Annotated in this window: 16 protein-coding genes; 12 read left to right on the forward strand and 4 right to left on the reverse strand. The window is 69.3% G+C overall.

The window, feature by feature from the left end:
• Positions 1-16: 16 nt before the first annotated feature.
• The 7 genes from OG496_RS19265 (at position 17) to OG496_RS19295 (ending at position 10,441) form a co-directional block, all read left to right on the forward strand.
• Complete coding sequence (locus tag OG496_RS19265; protein ID WP_405971737.1) at positions 17-289, forward strand: type II toxin-antitoxin system Phd/YefM family antitoxin; 273 nt, start codon at positions 17-19, stop codon at positions 287-289.
• A complete protein-coding gene (locus tag OG496_RS19270) occupies positions 286-432 on the forward strand; it encodes a hypothetical protein (protein WP_405971738.1) in 147 nt (48 codons plus the stop codon). Before OG496_RS19265 ends, OG496_RS19270 begins: the two co-directional genes overlap by 4 nt.
• Before the next feature lie 306 nt (positions 433-738).
• The gene (locus OG496_RS19275) at positions 739-2,334 is read left to right on the forward strand and encodes a TIGR02677 family protein (RefSeq protein ID WP_405971739.1); all 1,596 of its coding nucleotides are present in this window, start codon (positions 739-741) and stop codon (positions 2,332-2,334) included.
• Positions 2,331-3,560 carry a TIGR02678 family protein gene (locus tag OG496_RS19280; protein WP_405971740.1) on the forward strand — a complete coding sequence of 410 codons (1,230 nt, stop codon included), beginning with the start codon at positions 2,331-2,333 and terminating at the stop codon, positions 3,558-3,560. Before OG496_RS19275 ends, OG496_RS19280 begins: the two co-directional genes overlap by 4 nt.
• Entirely contained in the window at positions 3,557-7,723 is a 4,167-nt protein-coding gene (locus tag OG496_RS19285) for a TIGR02680 family protein (protein WP_405971741.1), read from the forward strand. The genes OG496_RS19280 and OG496_RS19285 overlap by 4 nt, the downstream gene beginning before the upstream one ends.
• A complete protein-coding gene (locus OG496_RS19290; protein WP_405971742.1) occupies positions 7,720-8,976 on the forward strand; it encodes a TIGR02679 family protein in 1,257 nt (418 codons plus the stop codon). The genes OG496_RS19285 and OG496_RS19290 overlap by 4 nt, the downstream gene beginning before the upstream one ends.
• A 577-nt stretch (positions 8,977-9,553) precedes the next feature.
• Positions 9,554-10,441, forward strand: coding sequence for a replication-relaxation family protein (locus tag OG496_RS19295; protein WP_405971743.1), 888 nt, complete (start codon positions 9,554-9,556; stop codon positions 10,439-10,441).
• Between the two features lie 756 nt (positions 10,442-11,197).
• On the opposite strand, the gene OG496_RS19300 is transcribed toward OG496_RS19295, so the two are convergent.
• Positions 11,198-12,649: an NF041680 family putative transposase gene (locus OG496_RS19300; RefSeq protein WP_405971744.1), complete on the reverse strand. Its 1,452-nt coding sequence runs from the start codon at positions 12,647-12,649 to the stop codon at positions 11,198-11,200.
• 381 nt (positions 12,650-13,030) lie between these two features.
• On the opposite strand from OG496_RS19300, the gene OG496_RS19305 reads away from it, so the two are divergent.
• From OG496_RS19305 to ltrA, 4 genes are all read left to right on the forward strand, one after another.
• Entirely contained in the window at positions 13,031-13,216 is a 186-nt protein-coding gene (locus tag OG496_RS19305; protein ID WP_405971745.1) for a transposase, read from the forward strand.
• 54 nt (positions 13,217-13,270) lie between these two features.
• Entirely contained in the window at positions 13,271-13,666 is a 396-nt protein-coding gene (locus OG496_RS19310; protein ID WP_405971746.1) for a transposase, read from the forward strand.
• Positions 13,667-13,677: 11 nt separating this feature from the next.
• Positions 13,678-14,691 (forward strand): transposase, encoded by a 1,014-nt coding sequence (locus tag OG496_RS19315; protein ID WP_405971747.1) that lies wholly within the window; start codon positions 13,678-13,680, stop codon positions 14,689-14,691.
• Positions 14,692-15,325: 634 nt separating this feature from the next.
• Entirely contained in the window at positions 15,326-16,792 is a 1,467-nt protein-coding gene (ltrA, locus tag OG496_RS19320) for a group II intron reverse transcriptase/maturase (RefSeq protein ID WP_405970603.1), read from the forward strand.
• A 658-nt stretch (positions 16,793-17,450) separates the two neighbouring features.
• Here ltrA and OG496_RS19325 read toward each other — a convergent pair.
• Together OG496_RS19325 and OG496_RS19330 are read right to left on the reverse strand one after the other, a co-directional pair.
• Positions 17,451-18,560: a glycosyltransferase family 4 protein gene (locus OG496_RS19325; RefSeq protein ID WP_405971748.1), complete on the reverse strand. Its 1,110-nt coding sequence runs from the start codon at positions 18,558-18,560 to the stop codon at positions 17,451-17,453.
• The gene (locus OG496_RS19330; protein WP_405971749.1) at positions 18,557-19,795 is read right to left on the reverse strand and encodes a hypothetical protein; all 1,239 of its coding nucleotides are present in this window, start codon (positions 19,793-19,795) and stop codon (positions 18,557-18,559) included. The genes OG496_RS19325 and OG496_RS19330 overlap by 4 nt, the downstream gene beginning before the upstream one ends.
• 140 nt (positions 19,796-19,935) lie before the next feature.
• On the opposite strand from OG496_RS19330, the gene OG496_RS19335 reads away from it, so the two are divergent.
• Entirely contained in the window at positions 19,936-21,312 is a 1,377-nt protein-coding gene (locus OG496_RS19335) for an IS1380 family transposase (protein WP_405971750.1), read from the forward strand.
• Positions 21,313-21,657: 345 nt separating this feature from the next.
• Here the strand turns inward: OG496_RS19335 and OG496_RS19340 are convergent, their stop codons facing one another.
• A complete protein-coding gene (locus tag OG496_RS19340; protein WP_405971751.1) occupies positions 21,658-22,908 on the reverse strand; it encodes a nucleotide sugar dehydrogenase in 1,251 nt (416 codons plus the stop codon).
• Between the last annotated feature and the right edge of the window lie 22 nt (positions 22,909-22,930).

Raw genomic sequence — 22,930 nt, forward strand, 5'->3', positions numbered from 1 at the left:
CGAGAGGACGTATGCCATGAGCCTTACCGCCAGCGAGGCGCGCAAGGAACTTTTCCCCCTGATCAAGAAGGTCAACGACGACCACGCGCCGGTACGGATTCCCTCCAAGAACGGCGACGCCATCCTCATGTCGGCAGAGGACTACGACGCCTGGCAGGAGACCATCTACCTCCTGCGCTCACCGGCCAACGCCCGCCGCCTCATGGAAGCCGTCGCCCGTGACCATGCGGGCCAGACAGGGATCACTCAGACCCTGGAGGAGCTCCAGGAACTGGCCGGCGACGAGTGAGGGACGTCAACTTCGACCCGGCCGCCTGGGACGACCTCCAGCACTGGCTTGCGACCGACCGCAAGATGGTGCGCCGCATCGTCTACCGAGCCGACGACAAGCAAGTCAAGATCCTCAAGGCTCGTTACCACTACACCGACTAGCCTGGCTCAGCCAAGTCGGCAAGCGCTTCTTGCCTCCACCCTGCAGCGGCACGCAGTTGCAGCCTCCTGCCAACCGGCGAAGCGGCCCTTTTTGTGATGCCCACAGTGAGAGCGACGCCTCACACAAGCCCTGGGTTCGGCAGGCCTACCGTGGCCAGGACACCCCATCACAGGCGACGGCTACAACACGGCCCACAAAGTACGGCCGACTACGCAAGCGGCGAGAGCCCGCCCCGGCGTGACCCTGCGCGAAGATCAGGCCACGATTGCCACAGCGAGGTGTCCGTCGGGGAGAATGCCTGAACGATGACGTCGACGCCTTCTGGACCGACACGGGCCGGATATACGCCCTTCGCTCACCTCACCGTGCCCAACGCCGCCCTCTACCGCAGGGTGATGGGAGCGTTCCTGGCCGCCAAGGAGCGCTTCGCCGTTCACCTGCGGCCTGAGGACGTGGTCGCGGCGCTGCCGCCGGAACACCGGCCCGCCGACGTGGACACGGTGGTCAAGGCACTGGACAGCCTTGTCGACTGGGGCAATCTGCGGGCGGATCCGGACACTTCCCGGGTCACCGCGGTCGAGGACTTCTACCGCAAACGCTTCATCTACCAACTCACCCAGGCCGGCGAGGCAGCCGAACAGGCGCTGTCCGCGTACGACGAGGCACTGGGGCGGAGCGGTGCGCTGCAGGCGGTGGCCCTGCACGACATCGTCACCCAGTTGCGGGCTCTGCTGGTGATCGCCGCCGAGCAGGAGGAAGGCGAGCCGGACCCGGCCAAGGCGCATCTGGCGCTGTCCGCTCTGACGAGCCGGTTCGAGGCGTTGGCGGAGAACGCGCGGGCCTTCATGGGGTCCCTGCAACGCACGATCGACCTGCATGGCGTGGAGGTCGATGTGTTCCTCGCCTACAAGGACCGACTGATCCAGTACCTGGAACGGTTCATCCAGGACCTGATCACCCTGGGAGGGCGGATCGCCCTGCTCATCGGCGAGTTGGAGGAGCAGGGGCGGGTCGGCGTGCTGCTGCGGCTGGCGGCGGCCCGGGAGGCGGCCGACGCCGCCCCGGACGAGGCCGAAATCGCCGAGGCGCGAGCGTATGAGCGGTGGGTGGGCAGGTGGGCGGGACTGGCCGCCTGGTTCGTATCGGCGGAGGGCCGCGAGTCGCAAGCCCGTCTGCTGCGCGGCCGCGCTCTTGGCGCCATCCCCCAATTGCTGGCGGTCGTACGGCAGTTGAACGAGCGGCGGGCCGGGCGTTCGGACCGCTCGGCGGACTTCCGCACCCTGGCCCGCTGGTTCGCCGAGGCGCCCGACGACGCAGCGCGGCACCGGCTGTGGCGTGCGGCGTTCGGGCTGTATCCCGCGCGTCACCTCACCGTCGACGCCGACACCCTCGACCGGCGCGCCGCCCGCCCGGTGGCCGCCTCCACCCCGTGGGCCGAGGCCGAGCCCCTGCGGATCAGCCCGCAACTGCGCCGCACCGGTAGCTACGAGCGACGCGGCAGGACCCGCCGGGTACAGGACCGGTCCGAGCAGCGCAAGCGCCTCGCCGAGATCGCCGCCCAGCAGGCCCAGGAGATCGCGGCCGCCCGCGCCGGCCTCGCGACGGACGGCACCACGAGGCTGTCCGCACTCGGCGAGCTCGATCCGCTCGCCTTCGGCCTGTTCCTCCAGCTGCTCGGCGACGCCCTGGCCACCTGGCGTCCCGGCATGACGGCCACCGTCGCGACCAGCAACGACGGCACGATGGAGATCCGGCTCACCGCTTTGACCGACGGTACGAGGGCGAAGATCCGCACCCCTGGCGGTACCTTCCGTGGCCCCGACCACCTGGTCGAGATCACCGATCTCACCCGCACCGGTCAGGCGCGCGCCGCCGGCCCTTCTGGCGGGGAGGAGTCATGACCACACCCCTGGGCGAAGTGCTGGATGGCCGGCGCACCGCCGAGTTCCACAAGGCCGCCCGCGCGCTGCTGAAGGAGCCGCTGCTGCTCGCGCACGGCCCGCACGCCGAGGAGTTCCGGCTGGTGCGCCGGCACGCCGGTGACCTGCGCGACTGGTTCGACCGCAACACCGGCTGGCCGCTGCGGGTGGACGCGGACGCGGCGCGGCTGGCCAGGGCACCCGGCACCCTGGCCGACCCCACCCATCCGGCCCGCGAGGCCTCCCGCGCCCGCGCGCCGTTCACCCGCCGCCGCTATGTGCTGCTGTGCCTGGCGCTGGCCGCACTGGAGCGCGGCGAGGCGCAGATCGCGCTCGGCCGCCTCGCCGAGCAGGTGGTCCTGGACGCAGCTGATCCCCATCTGGCCGCCGCCGGGATCGAGTTCACGCTGGAGCGGCGCGAGGAGCGGCTGGATCTGGCGTCGGTGGTACGGCTGCTCATGCACTACGGCGTGCTGTGGCGGGTGGCCGGGGACGAGGACGCCTACGTCAGCGGGGCGGGCGATGTGCTCTACGACGTCCAGCGTCGCGTCCTGGCCGGACTGCTCGCCGCCCGCCGCGGCCCGTCAATGATCACCGCCGACGGTTTCGAGGACCGCCTGACCGAGCTGACCTCCGAGAGCGCGCTGGACAGCGACGAACTGCGCTTCCGCACCATCCGTCAACGGTTGACCCGACGCCTGCTGGACGACCCGGTGCTCTATTACGCCGAGTTGGCCGACGAAGAGCTCGCCTATCTCACCCGTCAGCGCGCCTTCATCACCGCCCGGATCACCGAACTGACCGGTCTGGTCGCGGAGGTGCGTGCCGAGGGCATCGCCATGGTCGACCCCCTGGACGACCTGACCGACGTACGGATGCCCGAGCAGGGCACCCATGGACACGTCACCCTGCTGCTCGCCGAGCACCTCGCGACCGCCGACGGCGCGGTCAGCCGCAGCGAACTGGAGCGCCGGGTACGTGAGCTCACCACCGAACACGGCGGCTTCTGGTCCAAGAGCGCCAAACAGCCGGGCGCGGAAGCGGAACTGGTCGACCAGGCCCTGGCCAAACTGACCTCGCTCGGCCTGGTCACCGCCGCACAAGGCGGCATCACCCCGCTGCCGGCGCTGGCCCGGTACGCGGTCGGCGAGACCGTCGTAGGGGATCCGAGAGTCCCCGCCCCTCGTACCTCTCAGCGAAAGGCATGACCGCCGTGACCGCCCTGCCCACCCCCGCGCCCGGCCGGTGGCGTCCGCTGCGCATCGGCCTGGTCGATCTCTTCTACTACGACACCGAGGAGTTCTGGTTCCGGGACGGACGGCTGCTGTTGCGTGGCAACAACGGCACCGGCAAGTCCAAGGTCCTCGCCCTCACCCTGCCCTTCCTCCTGGACGGCGACCTGTCCGCGCGCCGCGTGGAGCCCGACGCCGACCCCGGCAAACGCATGGAGTGGAACCTGCTGCTGGGCGGGCAGCACCCGTACCCCGAGCGGCTCGGCTACACCTGGATCGAGTTCGGCCGCCACGACGAGGCCACCGGACAGGACCGCTTCCTCACCCTGGCCTGCGGGCTGAAGGCGGTGGCGGGGCGCGGCATCGCCCGCCACTGGTACGCCGTCACCGAGCAGCGGATCGGAACGGAACTCAGCCTGCTCGACGCCACCGGCACCGCGCTGTCGCGGGACCGGCTCGCGGAGGCTCTCACCGGGCGCGGCATGGTATACGACACGGCCACGGCGTACCGCAGGGCGGTGGACGAGGCGCTGTTCGGTCTGGGTGAGCGGCGGTACGCGGCCCTGGTGGACCTGCTCGTCCAGCTGCGCCAGCCGCAGCTGTCGAAGCGGCCCAATGAAACGGCTCTCTCGCGTGCGCTGACCGAGGCGCTGCCGCCCATGAACCAGGCGGTGATCGCCGATGTGGCCGAGGCGTTCCGGTCCTTGGACGAGGAGAAGGAGGAGCTGCGGGCGGCCACCGAGGCCGAGCGTGCCGCCTCCGCCTTCCTGGACCACTACCGCCGTTACGCCCGCGTCGCCACCCGCCGCCGTGCCCGGCTCCCCCGCCACGAACACGCCCGCTACGAACAGCTGAACCGCGACCTCGCGCAGGCCCAGACCGAGCGGTCACAGGCCGAGGAGGACAGGGAGCGGATCGCTGTGCGGCTCGCGCAGCTGGAGGAGAGTGCCGCGCGGCTGAAAGCGCAGGAGGCCGCGCTGCGTGAGGGCCCCGAGATGCGCAGCGCCCGGGAGCTGGAGCAGGCGGCGGCGGACGCGCGCCGCACCGCCGGGGAGCTTTCCCGCACCGAGGCGGACCGGGAGCAGGCCGCCCAGGCGCACACCCGCGCCCTGGGCCGCCTGGAAAGTGCGGGCAGACGGTTCGCGGCGGCCGAGGAGCAGGTCGCGGACACGCTCGCGCGCGAGCTCGAGGCGGCCTCGGCCGCCCGCCTCGACGCCGATCTGCGCATTGAGGGCGCGCCGGAGGCCGAACTGCGGCGGGCGGCCGACGAGTCGGTGGCGCGCAGGCGGCGCACGGTCGACCACGTGGAGGAGATGGCGTCGCACGCCGAGGAGGCCGCCGCCGAGCGGCGCGCCGTCGCCCGCCGGCTGGACGAGGCGCAGACCGAGGCCGGACACACTGCCGAGCGGCAGGCCCAGGCGGAGGCCGCCGCAGTCCGGGCGGGCCGGGAGCTGGTCGCAGCCGTACGCGAACACCTCGACGTATGCGAGGAGTTGACACCTCAGGACCCGGTGGGCCTGCTGGACGGTCTGCAGGACTGGGTCACGCATCTGCGGGGCCCCTCTCCCGCGCGGGTGCATGCCGCCGACGCCCATCGTGCCCGGGCCGCGGACCTGGCCGACCGGACGGCGGCTCTCGGTCAACGGCTGACCGAACTGAACACCCGGCGCGCCGAGAGCGAGCGGGAGCTGGCCGACCTGGAGGCAGGGGGCCAGCGCGGTCCCACGGCACCGCACACACGTGCACCCGGCGTGCGTGAACAGGCGCCCGGAGCGCCCCTGTGGCGGTTGGTCGACTTCCACGATCACGTCACGGCAAATGAACGCGCGGGTCTGGAGGCGGCATTGGAGGTATCCGGCATCCTGGACGCCAGGGTGTGCCCGGACGGCACCGTCCTGCACACAGACCTGCATGACGTCCTGCTGTCACCGGGCGCACCGCTCACCGGGCCGGTGCTCGGCGACGTGCTGCGCCCGGCCGTCGACCACGGTGATCCGCGCGCCGTGGCGGTGGGCGAGCAGACGGTGGCCCGCCTTCTGGCTGCCGTGGGGCTCGGCGCCGGTGGCGACACCTGGGTGGCGGCGGACGGCCGTTTCCGCGTCGGAGCGCTGACTGGCAGCTGGTCGAAGCAGGCCGCCGTGTACGTGGGCGAGGGCGCCCGCGAGGAGGCGCGCCGGGCCCGGATCTCCACTCTTCGCGGCGAACTGGACTCCCTGGCAGGCCAGTTGAACGAGATGGAGGCCGATCGGGCAACGATGGCCCGACGCCGCCGCACTCTGGATGCCGAACTGGCCGCCGTTCCCGACGATGCCGCGCTGCGTCACGCGCACGCGCTGGCCGCGGCCGCCGCGGACGCCGCCCACCGGGCCCGCGCCCGCCAGGACGAACGCTCCGCGGAACTGGCCGCAGCGGCCGGGCAAGAGGCCGAGATCGCCACCGAACTCACCGACACGGCAGCCGCAGTGAACCTGCCCGCCGACCGTTCGCAGCTGCTCGCCGTCCGCCAGGCACTGGCCGACTACACCGCCGTCCTGGCGGCCCTGTGGCCAGCCCTGCGCGAGCGCGCCGATGCCGGACGCGCGGTGGCCGACGAGCGAGCCGAAACCGAAGGGGCCGGCGCGCGGGTGGCCGAACTGGCCCTGCGCGCCGAGGAGTCGGCCCGCCTGGCGGCTGCCGCCGACGAACGGCACACCACCTTGCGCTCCACCGTCGGTGCCGCCGTCGCGGAGCTGGAGCGGCGCCTGGCCGCCACCGCCGAGGCCCTGGTCGCGTGCGACCGCGACCAGCGCCGTTCCCGCGAGGAGCACACCGCTGCCGGCCGGCGCGTCGGCCATGCGGAAGGCCGTATCGAGCAGTTGGAGAAGGACGTGGACGAGGCCGCCGCCTCCCGCGCCGAGGCGATCGCTGCGCTCCAGCGGTTCGCGGCCACCGGACTGCTGGCCGTGGCGCTGCCCGAGGTGGCCCTGCCCCCGCTGGACGGCGGACCGTGGGCGGCCACCCCGGCCGTCGCGCTCGCCCGCGCCATCGAGGCGCAGCTGTCGGGCCCGTCCAGCACCGACGACTCCGACGGCGCCTGGGAACGCGTCCAGAAACGGCTCAGCGAGGAGTACAAGAAACTCCAGGACGCCCTCTCCCGCGGCGGCCACACCGCCACCGCCCGCATGGTCGAGGACGGCATGGTCGTCGACATCGTCTACCAGGGCCGTCGGCGCACCGTGCCCGACCTGGCCGCGGCTCTCTCCGCCGAAGTGACCGAACTGGCGCACATCCTGTCCGCGCACGAACGCGAGATCCTCGAAACCCACCTGCTCACCGAGGTCGCAGGCACCCTGCAAGAACTGATCGCCGCCGCCGAGCGGCAGGTTCGGGCCATGAACGCCGAACTGCTGGAGCGGCCCACGTCCACCGGCATGAAGCTGCGTCTGGTGTGGCGCTCCTCGCGCAAGGCGCCGACCGGACTGGCCCAGGCAAGGGAGCGCCTGCGCCAGTCCGCGGACGCCTGGGCACCCGAGGACCGGGCTGCGGTCGGGGAGTTCCTTCAGGCCGAGATCGCCCGCCGACAGTCCGACGACACGGCGGGCAGCTGGCTCGAGGTGCTCACCGCAGCGCTGGACTACCGGTCCTGGCACGAGTTCGCCATCGAGCGCCACCAGCACGGCGCCTGGGTTCCGGCCACCGGCCCCGCCTCCGGCGGCGAACGCGTCCTGGCCGTGTCCGTACCGCTGTTCGCCGCTGCCTCCTCGCACTACGCCACGGCCGCCCCCGACGCCCCACGCCTCGTCACCCTGGACGAGGCGTTCGCGGGCGTGGACGACGACTCGCGGGCCAAGTGCCTGGGCCTGCTGCACGCCTTCGACCTGGACGTGGTGATGACGAGCGAACGCGAGTGGGCCTGCTACCCCCAGGTCCCCGGCATCGCCATCGCCCAGCTCTCCCGCGTCGACGAGATCGCCGCGGTTCTGGTGACCCGCTGGGAATGGGACGGCACCGATCGCGTACAGGGCAATGAACCGGACCACCGCCTGGCGAGCCTCCCGGCGCAGACGGCTTCCCCGGCTGCTGCGGCTGCTGCGGTCGGCGCGGCGACACCCGTACCCGCCGAGGCCACCGACTCCGGCCAGGGCCCGCTGTGGGCATGAACAGACCCGGGCTACCCGGCTCCCCCGACGAACCCGGCCCGCGCATCGACCTCGACCGCCTCGGCCGACTGCTCGGCGACCCCGGCCTGGCCTGGCTGGTCGAGCGCGTCCGGCGCCGCATGGAGCGGGAGGAACCCCTCACCGGCCCGCTCACCCTGACCGCCCCCACCAGCGCCGAACGCGCGGCCGCCGAAAGCCTGTTGGGCCGCGCCCCACGCGCTGGACGCTCACTGACCGTGCGCCTCGACGCGGTGGATACCGTACTGCGCCGCTCCGGCATCAGCCCCGACGGCCTCGCCACGGCCGTCACCGCGCTCACCGGCCCCGTCGCCCGGCTCGCCGACGTACGCGAACAGGAGGCGAACGCCTGGCAGGAGGCATACGCCCCACTGGCCGCGCTGCGCCCCGAACTGGCCGAGTGGGCCCACCAGTTGCGCACGGACGGTCTCGTACGCCGCCTCACCCGCACCCCGAACGCGGCGAAGATCCTGCTCACCGACGCCACGACGGTCCTGCGGACACTGCCCGCCGACCCGGCGGTGTCCCTGCCCGCCTTCGCCGCAACCGCTCTCAGCGACGCTCACGCGCTCGACGACGGAACCCCGCTCGCCACGATCGTCCTCTCCGGCATCCGTGCCCTGATGGGCTTCCCCGACGGAAACGGAGCCGAATGGCGCCGCGAGGCCTGGGCCTCGGCCGGCCTGCTCAGAGACGCCCTCTCCTCCACCGTCCTCACCCTGGGCCTGCGCGGCACCCCCACTCTCGACTGGATGACTGACGCGGGCGAACCGGCCGTCCTGACACTGCGCCAGCTCACCCACAACCCGCCGAGGACAGCGCCCAAGGTCGTCTACGTGTGCGAGAACCCGACCGTCCTGGCCACCGCCGCAGACACCCACGGCCCCACCTGCCCGCCCCTGGTCTGTCTCCAGGGCCAGCCCTCGGCCGCCGCCCTCACCCTGCTGCGCCACTTCCACTCCCACGGATCCATGCTCCGCTACCACGGCGACTTCGACTGGGGCGGCCTGCGGATCGCCGATGCCCTGCTGCGCCGCGTCCCCTGGCAGCCCTGGCACTACACCGCCGCCGACTACCGAACCGCGGCCGCCGCCACACCGTTGGCCCCATCCCTCACCGGCACACCGACCACTGCCACCTGGGATCCCGACCTGGCCGCGGCGCTGACCCAACTCGGCGTGCGCATCGAGGAGGAGACCGTCCTGGACATCCTCCTGGCCGACCTCGCGCCTTGAGCTTGTCGTGTGGGCGGCACGTGGGCATGGCGCGGCGGCAGCTAGGTCACTCCCGGTGGCCGTGGGCTCCTGAGCTCTGCGTCAACACGACGCGCTCGTTCAGGCAGCGCGTCTGGAGAATGTTGTCGTCCCCGCTCCACTCCCCAGGTCCTGACAGTTCTGCTGGGTGTGCGCCGTTCTTGCGGCGCCCTGGCGCGGAGGCTGCCGCCGACGCGCAACATGAACAACGGCGCCCCGATCCCCCGCAGGCACGCCACCCGCCCGTTCGCCCGCCGTCCCCTGTTTTCCTTTGTTCGGGGGCGAGCGCGGGGGTGTGCAGAGGGGGATGTCGGGCTGCCGACCACGCCAACAAGTCTCTGGTGACCTGCGGATACGTCACCCTGGCGCGCAACGGAGTGGACAGGTGTCGGCGGGGATATCGACGCGGTTGTCGGCCCGGTCGGCGGCGGTGTTGTCGCATCGTGACCGTGGTCGGGCCGTCCTGGTCGCAGGTGTGGTCGGAGTTGGCCGCTGTCGTGGCCAGTACGCGCGGCGCCGTACCGAACGATGCCGCCCTGTACTGGAGAGGGGGCCGACGATGACGGACGTGGATGCCGGCAGTGGGGATCGGCTGGCGTTGGCGGTGCTGGTGCAGTACCGGATGGCCACCACCGAGCAGATGCACCGGGTGATCGCCCCGGGAGTGCGCAGCGAGCAGACCCGGCGCAGGCTGGCCAAGTTGCGAGAGGAGGGGCTGATCGATCGCATCACCCTGCCTCGGGCGGGGCGGCTACGGGTGTGGTTTCCCACCTCTTACGGTGTGCAGGTCGCATGCGAGTGGCCGGAGTTACGCGGGCGGCGGCCACCGAAAACAGTGTCTGATCCGACCGCCGCACGGCTGCGGGTCGGGCACACGCTGACGGTGACCGAGACCGCGCTGATCTTCCTGGAGCACGCCCGCCACCGCGGCGAACTGTGCCGACCGCTGGACTGGATCCCCGAGGTCTACCACCCCATCGGGGGCGGCGAGGCCGTCATCCCCGACGCGCTCATGTACTACCGGCGCGGCCGTGAGGGCGGCGACGGGCCGATGCTGCGGGCATTCGTCGAGGTCGACCGGGCCACCATGGGCCCCGAACGCCTGGCCGCGAAACTCACCTCCTACGCCCGCTTCCACAGCTACATCCCCACTCCCCCAGGACAGCGCCGGCCGAACATCGGGCAGATGCCTGTGCAGGAGGAATGGCGACAGCGCTATCCGCTCTTCCCCCGCATCCTGTTCGTCCTGGACGGCACGGGCCCCGCCGGCGTCACCACCCGCATCAACGCCCTGCATGCGGCGGCCAAGGACCCGACGCTGACCCTCTTCCTGCACACCGTCCCCGTCCTGGCCGCGGCACTGGCAGACCTGCACACCTACGGCCCCTCCGAGCCCGTGTGGCACCCCGTCCAGGACCCCGACCATACGGTCGCCTGGAGCTCGTAACCGCATGCGTAGACGGCCTTGGCAGCCGCTGCGCATCACCCCACACCTCCGTATCGCCGCTGCGCAGGGCCCGACCACGACCCGAAACCCCGACCATGGGCCCGACCATGGGCCCGACCATGGGCCCGACCATGGGCCCGACCATGGGCCCGAAACCGCAACCACGGCCCTGACCACAGCGTTGCGCAGCCACCTGCAGACCGAGCCAGCACCAGATGCGCAGCACGCGTGGACGGCTGCGCAATCAGGGCACGCAGGCGAATCGGGACCTGCACACCCACTGCTCACCCGCCGTGGTCGGGCTCATGGTCGCCCCGAGCCATAGGACGTGCCACACGTCTGCGACACCTGACGTGTCACCAAGTTCTTGGGCATTGCGCATCGTTGGACGGGCGATGCGCACCCGGCTCCACGACCGGTCAGGGACCTGCGCAGTATGGGGTGAGGACACTCCCTGCGCACCACTTGCGCGGGCTTGCGCACCTGGGCTGCGCAGACTCACGCGACGCGCTGCGCAGGTCTCCATGTCCGGATGCGCGCGGGATACGGATCCCGCTGCGTGGGCGTCAGCAGGTTCTCGATTCCTCATGGCGGGTTGTGTAGTCACCCCACGGCTCGTTCGCGGGTACGCACGGTGCCGCCAGGCGCCGCTTGGCCTCACGGTCAAGCGGCGAGGTGGAGTTGGACATCGAATGTGGATCTCCGTAATGATCAGAGACCCAGGTGTCAACGATGATCGGCAGTTCAGCTTGATCATTAACCTCGCTGCTGTTTCAGGCGGACGTGTTCGGTGAGGGTTTCGATTCGTTTCACGGTCTTCCCCGGCTCGTGACGTGGGGCTGGCCTGCTGTTCTTCGAGCCGGGTGGGCGTCCGGGCCCGGGTTTGGAGGGTCTGGGCACGTCGGCGGGACGGGCGGTCTCCACGCGGAGGTGGCGGAACCCCCGGCGGACCCGGGCAGGGGTGAGCCGAAGAGGCTGCGCCGGCCGTTCCCAGGGCCGACGAAGATCCTCGGCCAGGGGCCGGGCAAGGCGGAGTTGGGTGTGGGCGGCGATGATCAGCCACGTCCACAGGTCGGCCGTGTGCGGATCGCGGACCTTGGGGACGGTCCAGCCCAGGGTCTGCTTGAACAACCGGAAAGTATGTTCAAGATCGAACCTGCGGAGGAACGCCTGCCAGCGCAGGTCGACGTCTGTGCCGGTCATGCCGGTGCGTGAGGACCACAGCCACACCGGCTTCGGGTCGCGGTCGCCGGGCAGGTGCTCAACGTTCAGCCGGATCAACGTGCCGTGGACCAAAGGGAGTTCACCGCAGTGGTCGAGCCAGGGGCCACGGGCCTGCAATCGGGGGTGCATCCGGTCCCAGGCGAGGGCTTCGGCCGTGCCGTAGCGGGTGGTGTCGCACGTCGTGGCCTGGTCGGGGGTGTGCCAGGACTCCGGCTTGGAGAAGGTGAGGACGCCGCCGTGCTTGCGGGGCTGCCTGCCGCGTGGGGTGGAGCGTCGCGGGCCGGCGTCCCGGAGCATGACGCGGTCCGAGCGCAGGCGGCCGACCAGCTCGACGGGCAGGTCGGCCAGGACGTGGGCGAGGCGGGTGACGTCGTAGCCGGTGTCCATGACGACGAGGATGTCCGCGTCACCCGGCCGCCACTGCCCGGCATGCACCAGCCGGGTGACCACCTCCCGCAGCTGGGTGGCGGTCACCGCGGTGGCATCATCGGACGGCCCCAGCCGGACTGCGTCCAGCACGGCCGTCCAGGACGTGCGTCCCGTCTCCAGCGCGGCGACGAAGGAGTAGGGCCAGCCGGGGATGAACTGATCCGCGCTGCGGCCCCGCCCGTAGACGTGGCAGAACAGCAACTCCGGGCTGGTGGGGGCGTCGGGACGCAGCCAGTTGCTCACGTCCACCGCGAGTACGATCCGCCCGTCGGCGGCACGCGGCAGCGGCGTGGAGGCCAGCAGACTGCGCAGGCGGCGCGGTTCCAGCCAGCCGTGGTTGACCGCGTCGTACATCGCCCCGTGCCCACGCCGGTGCTCGGCCGTGAGCGTCAACTCGACCAGCGACGTCACCGGGCCGTCCGAGCACAGCACCGCGTCGGTGAGCTCGAAGAGAGCATCCGCCCGGGTGTAGAGGCAGTCGTAGAACTGGACACGAAAGTGGGACAGGACACCCAACGCGGCGTCGGCGGACTGTTCAGGGGCGAGACTCTTCACCAGCGGCCGTTCCTTCACGTGACGTTGCTCGACACCTCGAAGCGTGAAGAACGGCCGCCCTGCTGTCCCGGGAACGAACCAAGATCAGCGGGTCAGGTGAACGGCCTTGGTTAGAAGCCGTATTCCTATCGATCATGAGGTCGGTTCTGATCGAACAGGGCGCCTGGGCGGGTGATCTTGGCCAGGTGGATGCATGAGTACAGGGCCTCCTGGTAGCTCGGGGTTGCGACGCCACTCGAGTACCAGGAGGCCGTGTTGTTCAAGTCTTGCGTGACGGTCCTCGTCCCGTCCAACTCCCGCGTGTCGTCGTGTGATTGCCTCGCGCACCGGTTCGGGAACGCGGCCGACCGTCCGAACAGGGTGCGGCGGTATCCGTCGGACATGACGGATGCAGAGTGGAGGGTGGTGCGGGATGCGCTGCCGGTGCCGGCCTGGCTGGAGGGCCGGGGCGGGCAACCGGAGGGCTACTGCCACCGGCAGATGTTGGATGCGGTCTTCTACGTCACCGACAACGGGATCAAGTGGCGCTCGGTTCCCGCCGACTCCCTCTCTGACAGTCTCGGCTGAGACACCCGTTTTGTCGGGTTAGTCTGGATGGGCGAGACAGGAGATCCCCTCAGCATGGCCAGCACCACCCCGATACCCAGCACCGGCGGCGACGATCCGGCGCCGAAGCCGAAGCGGCGGACGTTCCCCGCGGAGTACAAGCTGCGAATCGTCGCCGAGTACGACGCCGCCCCGCCGGGCGAGAAGGGCGCGGTCCTGCGCCGTGAGCGGCTCTACCACTCGCACATCATCGAGTGGCGCCAGGCCCGTGAGGCCGGCGCACTCGACGCGCTGACCGACCGGCGGACCTCGGCGGTGCGGCCGAGGAAGGCGGCCGAGCAGGCCGAGTTGGAGCGGCTGCGCAAGAAGGTCGCCCGCCTGGAGAAGGACCTGGCCCGCCGCGATGCCGCGCTGGAGGTCATGGGAAAAGCCAACGCGCTCTTGGAACTGCTCTCCGAGAGCGCGGACTGAAGCGTGCCGCCGTGCCCGTGATCGATGAGGCTTTCGCGGGCATCCAGGGGCAGTTGGGGACCGCGGCGGCCTGCCGGCTGACCGGACGCTCACGCGCCACCCACTACCGCCGCATCAACCCGGTGCCGAAGCCCGCACCGTCCCCGAGACCTGCGCCCGCCTCGGCCCTCTCGCCGGCCGGGCGGGCCGGGATCCTGGCGCTGCTGAACCGGCCGGAGTACGTCGACCTGCCGTCCGCGCAGGTCTGGGCGCGTGAGCTGGACGCGGGCAACTACTGGTGCTCGCAGCGGACGATGTACCGGATCCTGTCCGCCGCCGGGCAGAACGGCGAACGCCGCCGCCAGGCCGCCCACCCGCCACGGACGATCCCCGAACTGGTCGCCACCGGGCCGTCGCAGGTCTTCACCTGGGACATCACCAAGCTGCCCGGCCCGGTCAAGGGGATCTGGTATCACGCCTACGTCATCATCGACATCTTCAGTCGCTACGTCGTCGGCCACACCGTCGAGCGGGCCGAATCGGCGGGACGGGCCGAGGAGTTGATCCGCGAGACCATCGAGCGCAACGGCATCGTCCCCGAGACCGTGCACGCGGATCGCGGCACCTCAATGACCAGCAAGAAGGTCTCCCAGCTGCTGATCGACCTCGGTGTCACCAGGAGTCACTCACACCCCAGGGTCAGCAACGACAATCCGTACTCGGAAAGCCAGTTCAGGACCACGAAGTACACCGCCGACTATCCGGAACGGTTCGATTCGCTGCCCCATGCCCGGGAGTGGATGGACGCGTTCATCGCCTACTACAACCATGACCACAGACACTCCGGGATTGGCCTGCACACCCCCGCCTCCGTCCACTTCGGCACCGCCGAGGAGGTCCGCGACCAGCGGGCCATCGCGCTCGCCGAGGCATACGAGCGCCACCCCCAACGCTTCGCCCGCCGACCGAGACCACCCCGGATACCCGGCCAGGTCTGGATCAACGACCCGGCAAAACGCAGGGAAACCGAACCACAAGGTTCATAGCACCGTGAACGTCTCATTTGACTTGACAACTACGTGCGCCGTGGAAAGCGCTGTTTGACCGAGTGGAGGTGGAAGACCTGCGCCGCGAGCCCCGTCGCAGCGGGGCGAGCGTAGCTGACGGCAGCCTGAACCGAGAGGTGTCGGGGAGGGCGAGAGCAGCCGTGACAAAGCCGGGACGGCCCAGCACTGCCAGATGGGTCGGGTCCGGCGAGCGAGACGCAGAGGTGTACGCGAGGAACCGGCGTTTACGTCCCGTAATGAGTCACCGGCTCAAAAACCTGGTAGATCCGGGCCGGATGGCGGCGCGCAACCGCTTCCGTAGTCAGGAAGGCGGGGAACTTCCGGGCAGGTCTGGAGTTGCAGGCCCGGGAGGTCACGGTGAAAGTCTGCGGCGTAACCGTGGCGATGCCGCCGGGACAGAGTCGGGCACCTCCTGCGACGAACGGTCAGCAGTGAACACGGGAACCCTCCCGCATCCGCCACAAGTCCGCGACACCAGCGCGGAGTTCGAGGCTGGACCCACCGTCGGTCGACCGGTGTGGGAGGGGGCGGAGCCGCCGTAGTACTCGGAGCCGGGGAGAGCCCGGCGCAAGGGGAAGGGCGGCAGCAGTTCCATGAAGGGAAGGAGGCTGTAATGCCAGAAGACGCACCGCCGAACGGCGGCGCTTCGGAAGAAGATTCCCCGGTGGGGGCCTTCGGCCGGGTACTGGAGATGCAGGCCAAGCTTCACCGTTGGGCGGTGGCCGACCCCGGCCGCCGGTTCGACGACCTGTTCAACTTCGTTCACGACCCGGCGACGCTCATCGTGGCGTTCGACCGGGTCGCGGGCAACCAGGGAGCCCGGACCGCCGGCGTGGACGGCATGACCGTCGCCGACGTCGAGCGGGACATCGGGACACCCGGGTTCCTGGACGGTCTGCGCTCGGACGTGAAGTCCGGCGCGTTCCGGCCGCTGCCGGTGAGGGAGCGCAAGATCCCCAAGCCGGGCGGGGCCGGAAAGGTGAGAAGCCTCGGGATTCCTTCCGTGGCCGACCGCACCGTTCAGGCCGCACTGAAGCTGGTGCTCGAACCCATTTTCGAGGCCGACTTTCTGCCGGTCTCCTACGGGTTCCGGCCCAAGCGGCGGGCTCAGGACGCGATCGCGGAGATCCAGCGCTTCGGCTCCAAGGGATACCACTGGGTGCTGGACGCCGACATCGAAGCGGCCTTCGACAACGTCTCCCACTGCACCGTCATGGACGCCGTGCGGAAACGGGTCAAGGACAAGCGTGTTCTGGCGCTGGTCAAGGCGTTCCTCAAGTCGGGCATCCTCAGCGAGGACAGCCAGCGAAGGGACACCCACACCGGCACCCCGCAGGGCGGCATCCTCTCCCCGCTGATCTTCAACGTCGCGTTGTCGGCGCTCGACGAGCACCTGCACCGCGACTGGCTGCCCGGCGGGCGGATGGATGGCCAGTACCCGCGCCGCAAGCGCCGTCGGCACGGCCTGCCCAACTGGCGAATTGTCCGCTACGCGGACGATTTCGCGATCATGGTGCATGGCTCCGCAGAGGACGCGGCGGCCCTCCAGGACGAAGTAGCCTCCGTGCTCGAACTCTTGGGGCTGAGGCTGTCACCAGCCAAGACCCGAATCGTGCACATCGAGGACGGGGTCGACTTCCTCGGGTTCCGCATCCGGCGGCGCCGCAAGCGAGGAAGCAACAAGTGGTACGTCTACGCGTTCATCGCCGCGCGGCCCATCCGTTCGGTGAAGGACAAGATCCGTGCCCTGACCCGCAGGACGTCACAGGCTGACCCCAGGGACGTGCTGATCCGGCTCAACCAGATCATGCGCGGCTGGGCCAACTACTTCCGGCATGCCGTCGCGAAGCACACGTTCCGCATGCTCGGGGCCTTCCTCTGGCATCGCGTGATCATGTGGCTCAAGACGATGCACCGCTGGTCGTGGAAGGACGTCCGCAGTCGGCTCCTCGGCCCGCACGGGTCATGGCTGCCGATCACCGCGGACGGGGTCGAACTGATCAACCTGGCGCGGACACCGGCGATCACCCGGTACCGCTACCGGGGAGACACGATCCCCAGCCCCTGGCCCACAGCCTGACAATCAGCCCGATGGCAGGAACTGTGGAGAGCCCGGTACTCGGAGACGGGTACGCCGGGTTCGGAGAGCGGTCTGGAGAGACGGGCCGGTGGCAACACCGGAACCGCGCTTCAGGCCGACTCAACCGCGGACGCGGCGAACACCTCGCTAGTCACCACCGGCGACAGCCTCTACTGGCAGTGCGGGCAAGCCATCACCACCCGGTCTCCCCTGGCGGCTGGCGAGATCCTCCCCTGTCGACCCGCGTACGCGCGGCCTCCGGTGCATCGCGATGATGGGTCTCATCGGCGGTGTGACTGGCCGCCGGGTGGATCATGGCGGCATCCGGCCCGCTGAAACTCGCGTAGGCGCCGGCTAGGTGGCAACAGGCTGCGACGAGCGTGGGCAATACGGCCGGGTTGGCAACGAGCGGAAGGAAAGCGTCGTACAGGACAACGGCGCGGTGGAAGCCGTCCTTGCCGTCGACCGAACGGTCCCGGCCGTGGTCCAGTCGGCGGCCACGAGCCGTACGGGGGACCTCGCCTGCGCGGTCGCAGGCCACGGAGGTGAAGGCGCCGCGCAGGACTAGCAAGCCGTCGCGGTCGAAGGCGAAGCCGGAATGCGCGACACCTGAACATGCGGCCTCATCAGTCCCGAGGCCGGGCGCGGGACATAAAGGTTAGGAGGTGACGCGGAGAGTCAGTTCGCGAAGCTGGCGGCCGGTGGTAGCTATGTCGTATCGGCGCGCGTTATCGAGAGCCGCCTTGTTCAGGGATTCGCGCCGGTGGGAGTCCCGGCCCATCTCGTCTAGGGCCAAGGCCAGCGAGCGGGGGTCGCCTGGAGTATAGGGAACGCCAGCGCCCCCGAGGGTTTCCCTCACACCGGGAAGATCAGAGTAGACAACCAGAAGTCCGTGGGCTTGAGCCTCAATGAGGACGAGCCCGAAAGCCTCAAGGCCCCTGGTTGTGAAGACGAAGGCGTCGAAGTTCGGCAGGCGGCGCCATAGTTCGGCGCGGGGCAGGAACGGATCAAAATGAACCCGGTCCTGGAGCCCGAGTTCGATGGCCCGCTGTTCCAGGTACTCCCGTAGGGTTCCTTCGCCGATTACGGTCAAGTGGTGCGGCTGATCGGTTAAAGCGAGGGCTTCGACTGCGGTGATCGTGGATTTGTTGTCGTCCAGCCGGCCAGCGTGCACCAACGATAGTGGTCCGGTTCCGGTAGACGGTTGATCGCGCACCTGAGCATCGCTCAAAGGGATGCCCCACGGGACAACGGTGAGACGATCGGTGAATCGGCGTCCGGTGAGGAGGTCGATGCGGTCGGCGAGGGCGGAGGTCGGAGCCACGATCGCGGCGCTTGCGGCAGCAACTTCATTCAGACCCACGCGTTCCGATGCGCTGCGCTCGGCCACAATCACCTCGGGGCCGTGGGTGATGGCGATGATCGGGATACTGCCAGCAGTTCGAGTGAACGCCAGGCTGAGAGCGAACCCGAGGTATTGGGCGTGAATGACATTCGGCTGGATCTTCTCGACGAGCACACGCACCTCACGCGTCAACTCGTCAACGTAGGGGGCGAAGTCCGGGCCGTGGGGGCGTTTCGTCGTGGAGAGGGTGATCAATTGATCAAACGCAGTCTCCCAAGCCTGATCGACTGGCGCCCTCCCCAGGAAAGTCGTGCACATGCCAGGCATCGCGCCGTAGAGATCGTTGGCGAGGATCAAACTTCCGGACGAAGGTGCGGCAGTGCGGTTTATGCCGGTCAGGATGTTCAGGAGCCGGGCGGTCATGCGGATACTCCATTCATGGATGACCGTTGGGGTGGAACCGGAGATAGGGCTTCCAGAGCCTCGAATCGCGAATCATCGGTGGCGTTCTGCACCTCGCACTGACGGTGCGGCGCCCACCACGACGCCAGGTGCGGAGTGAAGACGGCCGTGACCTCATCGGCCGGATGTAAATAGCCCTTACCGTCCAGTTCTGCCGCCCATACTCTGACTGACGATCGGGGGTAGACGGGATTTATCCCTACCTCTCCCTTGGGGATGACTCCGTTGAAGGGGGTGGGTATTCCCTCGTTGTTCCAGTAGTCCCATGCCTCCAGCGCCTTGGCTTTCTCGAAGCAGTGGTACAACTGCCGATATCGGGCCATGTACCGGATCTCGCGGAAAATCATCTGGCCGATCAACCCGGGCGCGACTATCCGGAGCGCGTTTAGATCGACGCCCTGGAAGGTGAACGATGACGCGTCCTGGGACGGATGCAGTGCGGTCCGCGCAAACAGATGGGACAGTCGTCGCCGGACGTACTCGGCGACTCCCGGGCTGAGAGCCGGTTCTATGCCTTCGATGAGCTGGACGAGCCGGTGATGACGCGGATTAAAACGGGCCAGGTCGAACAACTGGTCCATGCCGTCCACGGCGGCGAAGGCGAGTCGTTTGTAGAGCCAGTTGTTCAGCTCTCCCGCCTGGGCGTAGGTCTTGGTCTCCGGAGTAGCAGAGTGGAGCATCAGGTATTCGGACAGAACCTCGAAGTACAGGTAGCCGAGGAACGGTACATGGGCCACGGCGTCGGACAACTCGTCGATGAACTCGGGTGCCGGAGTGGCATGGCCGGCGGCGTTGCGCAGAGCGACGTCGAGGAACACGGCCGCGGCGCGCAGCCCGGCCAGCACGGCGCGGTCGAGCTGGTGGTTCTCGGCCGAGGTGAGAAAGCTCTGGTAGCGCAGGTAAGTACGCAGATGGATGGCGCCGAGATGTAGGTAGTCGACACCCTTGGGCCGGATCGGGGCATCCGGGGTGACCTCGAAGATCATGGGCGTGGTGGAGGGTTTCGTCCGCATCAGGTAGGCGCCGAGGTTGTGCGGGCGTAATCCCTCGCGCTGACTGGCGAGAGGCGAGCAGTACAGGGCCCCGACCAGGCATCCTGTGGAGACGTGCAACTGCTGGCTGATGCGGATGGCGTTGATATCCTTGGTGGTGTGCAGCAGGTACATCGGCTTTCCGCTGACGAACGCCTCGGTCATGGCGTTGTGTCGTATCAGCCTCGCGCTTTCATGAAGCGGGTTGTCCGGCAGGCGGTCAGGAAAGCAGAAAGTGCCTCTGACCAGCAAGAATGAGGATTGTCTAGGTCCTTGTTCCTGCCACCGTCGGAGGCACTTCCCAGGTGAAGCACTCTATCGGGTCCTATCCCCGCGTCCGTGTTCAGGACGATGGCCGCCAGGTCGTCTCCCAGGCCGGGGCGGTCCTGCTCGTCGAAACGGTCCGCAAGACCGGTCTTGACCAGGCCATATCCCAGGCTCTGGCTCCGTGGCGCAAACCGCGGGCCGTCCACGATCCCGGCAAGGCCCTCCTGGACGTCGCCTTGGCGGTCGCACTGGGCGGGGACTGCCTCGCGGACGTCGCGATGCTGCGGTGTGAGCCGGCCGTCTTCGGCCCGGTCGCCTCCGACCCCACCATCTCCCGACTGATCGACACCCTCGCCGCCTCCGGCGCGAAGGCCCTGCAGGCCATCCGCTCCGCACGCTCCGAAGTCCGCCATCGTGCCTGGTCGTTGGCGGGCAAGAACGCCCCGGACGCCGACGGACAGGTCACCGTCGACCTCGACGGCGTCCTCGTGATCGCCCACTCCGACAAGGAAGAGGCGGCCGCGACGTGGAAAAAGACCTACGGCCACCACCCCCTGACGGCCTTCGTCGACCACGGCCCGGGCGGAACCGGAGAGCCCGTCGCCGCCCTCCTCAGGCCCGGGAACGCCGGCTCCAACACGGCCGCCGACCACATCACCACCGCCCAACTCGCCCTGGCCCAGCTGCCCAAGCACTACCGGCGAGGGTGCCAGACCCTGATCCGCACCGACTCCGCGGGCGGCACCCACGACTTCGTCGCCTGGCTCGCGAAACGAGGCCGATGGCTGTCCTACTCGGTCGGCATGACGGTCACCGAAGCGATCCACGAACACGTGCTGAAGATCCCCGCCTCAGCCTGGACCCCGGCCGTCGAGACCAACGGAGAGGCCCGTGACGGGGCCTGGGTCGCCGAGCTCACCGGCAAGCTCCTGGACGGCTGGCCCAAGGGCATGCGGCTGATCGTCCGAAAGGAACGGCCCCATCCCGGCGCCCAGTTGAGAATCACGGACGCGGACGGCATGCGAATCACATGCTTCGCGACCAACACCCCTGACCGGCCGATCGCCGCCCTTGAACTCCGTCACCGGCTGCGGGCCCGGGCCGAGGACCGCATCAGGGCCGCCCGGGCCACCGGCCTTCGCAACCTACCCCTGCACCGGGCAGCCCAGAACAAGATCTGGCTCGAGATCGTCCAGATCGCCCTCGACCTGCTGGCCTGGATGCCCATGCTCGCTCTCACCGGCAAGGCCCGGCTCTGGGAACCCCGCCGTCTGCGATTCCGCCTCTTCTCCGCGGCCGCTCAGCTCGTCACCACTGGCCGACGCAGGATTCTCCGCCTCACCCAGCACTGGCCCTGGACCAGCGAGATCACCGCCGCCCTCCAACGACTCACGCTCCTGCCCACCCCTGGCTGACCAGCAACCTCCAGCGTTCCGACGACAGCACCACCCGATCCCGGGCAGTGGAACCCGGCGCCCACCCGACGCGACAACCGGGCCACCGGCCTGCCCACCACCAGCTCCGGAAAGGGAAAGGGTCCACCAACTCCGTCAGCGGACCCTCACGAAAGATCGAGGTCAGCCAGCCGTTAGGGGTTGAGCGTTCCAGGTAATGGCGCCAGTCGCTCTCGCTTTCGGCCAGCGAGGCAGGAATCTGACGCTGGGCGGGCATGGTGTAGTCCGTGTGGGCGTGTTCCCATTCGTCGCGCAAGAGAACTCCTGGGAAAGGAAGGTCGGCGGCGGGTCGGGGTTTTCGAGAAACTAAAGGGTCTCGACGTTTGCTCCGGAAAGGCGGTTTCGGCAGTCGAGAACATAAGCTGCGTTCTCCTCGATCATCGGGAGATCGAATCGTGGGTGGTCCATGAGAAGGACCACTGCATCTGCGGCGGATACCTCGTCCGGGGTCGCGTCGACCCGGAGCACGTTCAACCCGGTGTCGTCGCCGTCCGGGATGTTGGGTTCTGCGCCGCGGACCTCGGCGCCGAGGCCGGTGAGAAGTTCGGCGACACGTGCCGAAGGGGAATTGCGAAGGTCGGTGGCGTTGTACTTGTAGGTCAGGCCGAGCAGCAGAATCCGAGACCCGCTGACGGGCATGCCGCGACTGTCGAGCGCCTCCACGAGACGCCGGACGACGTAGTCGGGCATGTGCCGGTTCACGTCGGCGGCGAGCTCCGCGAACCGGAACGGGACGCCAAGCTCCTGCTGGGCCTTCCACGAGAAGAACATCGGGTCAACGGGCAGGCAGTGCCCGCCGACCCCCGGCCCCGGGGTGAACCGCGTGAATCCGAAGGGCTTGGTCGCGGCGGCGTCGATCGCTTCCCAGATGTTCACGCCGAGGGAAGCGGCCAGCATCGCCATCTCGTTGACCATGGAGATGTTGACGAACCGGAAGGTGTTCTCGATCAGCTTGGCCAGCTCGGCGACCTTCGTCCCGGGCACCGGCACCGTGGTCTCGAAGATGCCGTCATAGAAACCCTTGATCACGTCGAGTGATTTGGCGTCGATTCCGGACACCAATTTCGGTGTCCCGTCGAACGACCACCGTTTGTTTCCGATCCGCTCGGGACTGAAGCCGGCCAGGAAGTCCACCCCGCCCTTGAGGCCCGACACCTCCTCCAGGATCGGCAGCAGCAGCTCCTCCGTGGTGCCGGGATAGGTCGTGGACTCCAGGACCACCGCCGCACCGGGGCGAAGGTGCTCGCCCAGCGTCCGGGCGCAGGACTCGATGTAGGTCAGATCGGGCACGCCGTCCCGCAGCGGGGTCGGCACGGTGATCACCGCGATGTCGAAGCCGGTCAGCGCGGCGCTGTCGGCGGTCGCGGAGTAGGCCCCGGAGTCCAGCGCGGCGCGCAGCCGCGGGGAGTCCACGTCCCTCACGTAGGACTGGCCGGCGGCGAGCTGCTGGACACGGTGCAGGTCCACGTCATAGCCGACGACGAGGTGACCCACCTCGGCGGCGCGTACGGCCAGGGGTAGCCCTACGTAGCCCTGACCAGCGACGACTATCTGCATGTCAGCTCCTACTCAATTGCGG

The sequence above is a fragment of the Streptomyces sp. NBC_00988 genome (assembly GCF_045162645.1).
Lineage (GTDB): Bacteria > Actinomycetota > Actinomycetes > Streptomycetales > Streptomycetaceae > Streptomyces.